This window comes from Bradyrhizobium sp. (genome assembly GCF_049512235.1).
Taxonomy (GTDB): Bacteria; Pseudomonadota; Alphaproteobacteria; order Rhizobiales; family Xanthobacteraceae; genus Bradyrhizobium.
In genome coordinates, this window is the sequence record NZ_JBEKXH010000322.1 from 1 (window position 1) to 7,569 (window position 7,569).

At 60.5% G+C, this 7,569-nt stretch carries 6 protein-coding genes; all 6 read right to left on the minus strand.

Going from position 1 to position 7,569, the window contains the following annotated elements:
• The coding region (locus ABSG20_RS24780; RefSeq protein WP_423867136.1) for an SPM autocatalytic domain-containing protein at positions 1 to 1,015 on the minus strand (1,015 nt) is incomplete at its 3' end.
• An 868-nt stretch (positions 1,016 to 1,883) separates the two neighbouring features.
• A complete protein-coding gene (locus ABSG20_RS24785) occupies positions 1,884 to 2,543 on the minus strand; it encodes a hypothetical protein (protein ID WP_423867137.1) in 660 nt (219 codons plus the stop codon).
• A gap of 278 nt (positions 2,544 to 2,821) precedes the next feature.
• Positions 2,822 to 3,019, minus strand: coding sequence for a hypothetical protein (locus tag ABSG20_RS24790; RefSeq protein ID WP_423867138.1), 198 nt, complete (start codon positions 3,017 to 3,019; stop codon positions 2,822 to 2,824).
• A gap of 170 nt (positions 3,020 to 3,189) precedes the next feature.
• Complete coding sequence (locus ABSG20_RS24795) at positions 3,190 to 3,387, minus strand: hypothetical protein (RefSeq protein WP_423867139.1); 198 nt, start codon at positions 3,385 to 3,387, stop codon at positions 3,190 to 3,192.
• Positions 3,388 to 3,576: 189 nt separating this feature from the next.
• The gene (locus ABSG20_RS24800) at positions 3,577 to 5,031 is read right to left on the minus strand and encodes an HlyD family type I secretion periplasmic adaptor subunit (RefSeq protein WP_423867140.1); all 1,455 of its coding nucleotides are present in this window, start codon (positions 5,029 to 5,031) and stop codon (positions 3,577 to 3,579) included.
• Complete coding sequence (locus ABSG20_RS24805; protein WP_423867141.1) at positions 5,018 to 7,144, minus strand: type I secretion system permease/ATPase; 2,127 nt, start codon at positions 7,142 to 7,144, stop codon at positions 5,018 to 5,020. The genes ABSG20_RS24800 and ABSG20_RS24805 overlap by 14 nt, the downstream gene beginning before the upstream one ends.
• Between the last annotated feature and the right edge of the window lie 425 nt (positions 7,145 to 7,569).

Below are 7,569 nucleotides of genomic sequence, written 5' to 3' on the forward strand. Positions count from 1 at the left end.
CGCTGAGGCCGAGGCCGATCGGGCTTCCCGTATATCGTTCGAGAAATGTGAGATCCGCCGCGGTCAGCGTATTCCAGCTGCCCTGCTGCGGCGTGCTCGCCAGCGCCTGCGCCTCGGTCGGCCGGGCGATGGTGTTTCCATTCGTATCGAGAACGGGTTGACCGCTCGCATAGGCAAAGTACGTGCCCTGGCTGTCCTGCTTTTCGATCAGGAAGTCATAGACGGTCGCGCCCTGCTGGTTGGTGGCACCGACGAAATTAAAATCCCGCGTTGTCGCCTCGGTCCCCCGCGTGCCGGCGGGCACCGGCACCGCGCTTTCCCAGGCGTAAAGGATCGGGCGAACGGCATCGCGCAAGTCCGCCAAGGACAGCGTGTTCAACGAAGGCAACGCCGCATCGACCACGGAAACGAGGCTCGGGGCGAGCGTCATCGCCACATGCAGGTCGGTCAGCGTACCGAAGCCCTTGAGGTCCGGCCGGCTTTCGGCATCCGAGCTCACCGAGGAATCACCGAGCCACTTGGTATCGAAATTATCGGTGGTGAGCTGAACGTCGGCCATCGTTCCGGTGGTGCCATCGGCGCGCTGGAACGTTCCCGTTTCCGTGATGGCGTTGTTGCCGTCGGTTGCGGTTGATGGCGTGGAGTCGAGCGAGATCGAGACAATATTGTAGTCGGACAGCGCGTGCAGTTCGCCGGGATCGACTTGCCCGTTATCGTTGGCATCGACCCAAACCTTCAGCGAATCGAGGGTATCATTGGAATCGATGACGCCGTCGCCGTTGAAATCCACCAGCCCGTTATCGCCCGCATCGACCTTGCCGTCGTGATTGCCGTCGAGCAGGGCCAGTTGCGCAAAACCCGACGACGAGGGCCCGCCGAACATCTCGCTGTCATTATCGATCTTGCCGTTGCCATTCAGATCGCGGACCAGGAAACCGTTGCCACCGTTGCTATCGGTCCAGCCGACGCCGAGCGCGTTGATCTGGGTTTGCGAAAGCGTGAACGGATCAGCCATGTCTCAGTCTCCCCATGTGCGGAATGTCTAGGGCGGTCGTCTATTTTTTCTTTGTCAGGCTATCGAGCCAAGCTCGGAGATGAGAGTCGAAGGCAAGGACCCCCTCGGGCTCGAGCATCGTCGGAGGATCCTTTTCCGCTTCTGCGATCGGCAGTCTGTCTTGCCGAAACTTGTAGTCCACGGTGAAAGTACCAAGATACGAATAGGCAATCGGTGTGAAGCACGTCCGGCCCGGACCGGGCGTGTTTGGCCGACTTGGGTCTCCTCCGCACGAGACCTCAACGAAAGTTGGCGGCTTATTGCCCACTCCCGGATACACCACTCGATAAACACGCGGTGACTGCGGCGGGAGACGTGTCACACGGAACGCGAAACTCGTTATATCTTCCACGTAGGGCTGTTCGGTCTGCTTTAGGGGCGGAGTGTCCCGTAGTCCGAGTTTAGTCATCCGTTTGGGGGACAGCGTTGCTTCATCCCTGATCACCAAAAAAAAGAATGGCTGGCCAAGCCCCCCCGGAATTTTCGCGGCGTCCAGAATGGAGTTGTCGAAATAGAGCTTGGAAATTGTGATCGGCTCAGACGGACATTTCGGGCCGAACCGTCTCCATAGAGGGACCTCCGACTCGATGGCGAGCCAATGCGGATCGATATAAAGCGCTAACGATCCGATCTGAAACTCGAGGCGATGCCCAGACGGACATACGTCATAGAAATTGGCAGGCGGCGGTAGATTCTTCGCGATCTTCAATGCGTCTTGCGCATATGCGAGCCCACACCTCATTGCTAACAGAAAGCTCGAAACCACGAGCAGCGCACGTTGCCGGGTTGAAACTTTTCTTCCAATCATTCGCGCACCATGCCCTGACGTTCACCATAACGCTCCTTCAGCATAGAGCCACCGGAGATTGTTGGATGCTGTCTTCCTGGTTTGGACCGAGGCCCTGCCACACGTCGTGGATAACGTCGTTGCGGAAGTTCGGTGCCTCGGTCCGGCGCACTCTCGCCATTCCTCGCGCGTCGCCTTCTCGATGCTGGCTCCGAAGAACTTCAACTGGGACAGCGGGCTGTTGTAGGAGTCATCAGAAGCATAGGCGATCCCGAACCAGGGCGCGTCGGCGTTTTCATAGGTGACGACTAGCGGCAGCAGCGTCTTGGGGACCTTGCCGTTCTCCGTGGTCTCGCCTTCGCAGGCTTCCGGCGGCTTGACCACCACACCATGGCCGTCCTTCATCCTCAGCCCGTACAGCATCGGCGCGACGCCGACTTCGACCGTCCGATCGTTGTCCTTGTAGGTCGTGATCCTGACGTTGCAGCCGACCACGATATCGAAATCGAGCGGCTCGCCCTTGTAGGCGAGATTGACCTTCAGCCGAAAATAGGTGGCGCGGTCGTCGCCCGCGGACTTGACATCCAACGACTTGGTAAAGCTGAAGCGGCCAGGGTAGCCCCGTTCGCCCAATGTTCGAACGCCGAACAGCAGGCCGAACAGCGCCAGAACCGCAACGAGCCAACGATAATTGGTTCTCATGCCGCGATCCGCCTGAGGGACAAAGCTCGCAGCAAGGCGGATCGGCCCCGACTCGGCCGCCGTAGCTCTTAGGACAAAGGCGAAAGGCGTAGTCCGCCGTGCGGCTTGCAATCCGCCTTATAGGCACTAACCGCAACTTGAGACATTGCATCGCTCGCCGGCCGCGCATTCCCGCGACGTGCTGACATATACGCCTGACCCCAGCCAAAACGGAACCGCCCATTCATCATCCGATGAACCAATTCGATCCATTGCCCTGAGGTTGACGCTAGGCCGTTTCACCCAAGAGTTGCAAACAAAATCTGCACGATGGTGCGAATCGCAGCAGGTTCCCTGAATTTCGGCGCAAGGAACGCTGTGATTTCCAGGCTGCGAAATATTGCCGTATCTTGAAGCCGCGCATTGACAGCGCGCGTGGCGGCAAAATCGCCGATGAAAGAGAGAACAATCCTGTCCTTAGCTCGTGGCAGAAGCATTTAGTTCTGGAACAATTCATTCGACTCATGGTGCTCGCCCGCCGCCAGCCGGGACACTTAGCCACAGTCACGCGGCATTTTGCATACGAGGCGCTATAACTCCGGGCGGCCGCAAAGCGGCGGATCGTCGTGTCCTCCACCGCGTGCCTAAGCCCTTCAGTGAAGGACCATCAGCGATTTTCAGTTTCTCCGCGCTGATCGCGAGTCATCTTCATCAAAATGACCGAAATTGTCGCTCCTTCCGGATAGGTAATAGTTGGATCGAAGGTACGAGCGAAATTTCTGACTTCGTCTACCATTGCACGCGCACGGTCTTCGTCGTCAGAGCCCATTACGTCTCGAAACCTCCGCATAAGCTCAAGATTCAAGGCTACTTTCCTTGCGACTGGTGTGAGCTCCTCGAGCGAACGCATCGGCGCTCGCTGCAAACGTGGCGGCTCGTCCGACGTCTTTGGTTCACGCGGGGAAGGAATTCTGATGATTCCCTTCGAGGGCTTATCGTGTGGCATCCAGCCTCCCAATAGAGCTACAGTGAAACGCCTGCGGTCGCGGCTGATTTAACGCTCCCGCAAACTCTCATGCCGATAGCGCAGCAGCGGCGACATCAGGAACTCGATGATCCGGCGCGTCCCGGTCTTGATCTCGACCGTCGCCGCCATGCCCGGCGCGAGGTTAACCATTTTGTCCTCGACCTGCATTTGCGTCTCCTCAAGCGAGATCCGCGCCGAATACAGCAGTTCCTGGCCCTCGGGCTCGCTGGTATCGGACAGCGCGCCGCCGGATTTTGCATCACCCTGTTTTGCATTGGGCTTGTCGCGGACGATGGCATCCTGGGAGACGCTGACGACCGTGCCGTGCAGCAGGCCGTAGCGGGTGAAATTGAACGTGTCGATCTTGACCTCGGCCGGCTGACCGGCGCTGACAAAGCCGATGTCGCGGTTGGAGATCATGGCTTCGGCTTCGAGATGGCTGTCTCCGGGCACGATGACCATCAATTGCTGCGCCGGCGTCACCACGCCGCCGACGGTGTGGATCGCCAGCTGCTGCACGGTACCGTCGATCGGCGAGCACAGGATCTGCTCGCTGGTTTTTTCTTCGGCCTTGATGAGATCCTGGCTGAATTCGGCGACTTTTTTTTCCGCGTCCGCCAGATCGTTCAGCACCTGATGCTCGTAAGCCGACTTGGTCTGCTCGATCTGCTGCTCCAGCGCCTGGCGCGCGGCGGTGACTTCCACGATCTTGTGCTGCTGCACGATCCGTTCGTTCTGCTGTTCGACCAGTTTTGTCTGGGCATCGAGATAGGCGATGCGGTTGCCGAACTCGATGGCCATCGCCTTTTTCCGGACCGAGGCCTGCTCTTCCACCAAAGGCAACGAGGCATCGATTTTCGCAATGGTCGCCACGATCGACTGCGACTCCGCCTGCTTCTGCTCGATCTGCCGCACGATCGAGGTGAGTTTAGCCGATTGCTCGCCGGCCTGCGCCCGCATCGACGCCCGCGTGCGCGCCACGTCTGCCTCCGATGCGCCGGCAGGCGCTTTCAGTTCGGCAGGTATCACTGCCGCGGCAAAATTGTCGCGAAGGGTCGCAAGGCGGGCAACGTCGAGCTGGCTTGCGATCAGATCCTCGGCGACGTGCTTGCGCTCGGCCTGCGTCACCTTGCGGTCCAGTTCGATCAGGACCTGGCCAGCGGCAACATGGTCGCCATCCTGAACGGAGATCGCCGAAACGATCCCCGCCTCCAGCGGCTGGATGGTCTTGGTGCGCCCGGTCGGGACGATCTTGCCGGAGGCGGTGGCAATGATGTCGACATGGCCGAAGACGGCCCAGACCAGCGCGAGAGCGAAAAACAGGATGATGGTCGCCCCGATCGCCCGGCCCGCCGGCGAGGCCGGCGTCTCCAAAATCTCCAGCGCGGCGGGCAGAAATTGTCGCGCGGTGTCTTCGCGTTGCCATCGCGGCGCGGCCGGTTTTGCGTTGATATCCTTTGGCGGCACCTCAGCCGACGACATGCAAACCCGCCTGCAATTGGTGGAGGCTGGCGTAGCGGCCGGCCTTTTTCATCAATTCGTCATGGGTGCCGTCCTCGACCAGCCGCCCGGCCTCGATGGTGATGATGCGGTCGGCCTGACGCACCGCCGACAGCCGGTGGGCGATGATCAGGACGGTGCGGCCGGTCGAGATCTTGCGCATGTTGCGCTGGATGATGTTCTCGCTCTCATAGTCGAGCGCGCTTGTGGCCTCATCGAAGATCAGGATTCTCGGGTTTGTCACCAGCGCCCGCGCGATCGCGATTCTTTGCCGCTGGCCGCCCGACAGGCTGGCGCCGCGCTCGCCGACCACGGTGTTGTAGCCATCCGGCAGCTCAAGGATAAACTCATGAGCGCCGGCAAGCTCGGCTGCGGCAATCACCCGATCCATGCCCATGCCGGGATCGGCGAGCGCAATATTGTCCCGGATCGACCTGTTAAAGAGCACGTTTTCCTGCAGCACCGAGCCGATCTGGCGCCGCAGCCAGGCGACGTCGGCGACCGTCAGATCGACGCCGTCGATCAGGATGCGGCCGCTCTCGGGCACATAGAGCCGCTGCACCAGCTTTGTCAGGGTGGATTTTCCGGAACCGGAGGGCCCGACGATGCCGATCACTTGCCCCGCGGAAATCTTCAAGGAAATGTCCTGCAGCGCCATCGGGCCGTCGACGCGGTAGCGGAAATTGATGTGATCGAAGGTGATATCGCCGCGGATCGGGGGCAGCGCGGCCCGGGAGGCATTGAAGGCCGGCTCCGGCGTCGTGTTGAGAATGTCCCCGAGCCGCGCGATCGAGACCCGCGCCTGGTGAAAATCCTGCCAGAGCTGCGCCAGGCGCAGCACCGGCTGGGCCACCCGGCCCGCCAGCATGTTGAAGGCAATGAGCTCGCCGACCGTCAATTGCCCGGCGATGACGAGATGGGCGCCGAAATAGAGCGTCAGCGCGGTGACGATCTTGCTGATGAACTGCACCGCCTGGCTGGTCCAGTTGCCGAGCGACAGTACATCGAAGCTGGAACCGACATAACCCGCGAGCTGCTCTTCCCAGCGCCGCTGCATCTGCGGCTCGATCGCCATCGCCTTCAGGGTCTGGATCGCGCTCACGCTTTCGACCAGAAAGGACTGGTTCTCGGCGCCGCGATCGAACTTCTTCTCCAGCCGGCGGCGAAAGACCGGCGTCACCCCCGCGGACAGCGCGATATAGAAGGGAAAGGAACCGACCACGATCCACGACAACAGCGGCGAGTAGTAGAACATCACCGCCATGAACACGAAGGTAAAGCCGAGATCGATCACCAGCGTCAGCGCCGAACTGGTGAGAAAATTGCGGATGTTTTCGAGTTCCCGCACCCGGGCGACGGAATCGCCGGCGCGGCGGGCCTCGAAATAGGCAATCGGCAACGCGACCAGGTGCTTGAACAGCCGGGCGCCCAGTTCAACGTCGATCCGGTTGGTGGTGTGGGCAAAGACATAGGTCCGCAGCGCGCCCAGCACGGTTTCGAAGACTGTGACCGTGATCAGGCCGACCACCAGCACGTCGAGTGTGGTAAAGCCGCGGTGGGTGAGCACCTTGTCGGTAACGACCTGAAAGAACAGCGGCGTGACCAGCGCGAACAGCTGCAGAAAGAACGATGCGATCAGGACCTCGCCGAGCAGCCGGCGGTATTTGTGCATCGCCTGCAGGAACCAGGTGATGTCGAACCGGCGCGCCACGTCGGCGAGCGAGGCGCGGCGGGCCATCAGCACCACCCGGCCGGTCCAGTCGTACTCGAACTCGGCGCGTTTGATGATCCGGGGACGATTCTCGGCGGGATGCTGGACCAGCGCGCCGTCCTCGCTCACCTTGCCGACAATGATAAAAGTCTTGTCTTTCAGCTCGACGATCGCCGGCAGCGGCAGCTTGCCCAGGCCGGCCCAGTCTTCGGTGACCACCCGCGCCTTCAGCTTCAAGTCCTTGGCACAACGCAGCATCTCCGGCACGCCGATCGCGGCGCCGGAGAATTGATGAGCAATTTGCGCGGGATCGACGGCAACCTGATGGAACCGCAATAGCAGCGCCAGGCACTGCAAGCCCGTGTCTCTCTGAACGGCTTCCATATTGATGCACTCAACCCCAAGTCGATTCGACCATTGCATGGCTGCATGCATAAGGACACACATGAAATGAACCGCTTCGGAGGCGGTCCGTCCATGGGTCGGCGCCGCCAGTGGGTACCGATACGAAACCTCGGCCCCCGAGCATGGGGGGCACGTACAGCACCTCATCAACATGAGTCCTCGCCCGACATAGCCGTCCGAAGGACGGCGTAGCTTTCGCTTCGTCTATGACCGGGCGACCCAGCAATCACAGGCGTCTGCGTCTAACCACAAACCTCGGCGTTTACGGGATTGCCCGGTCAAGCCGTGCGACGACAGCTGTGCTGCATCTCGGTGCTTCGGCGTATCACAATAACCGACCGGCTAGATCCGGTGTTTCGGGGTTGTCAAGTCCCATTACAAAAAATATTCATGTTTACTTTCTG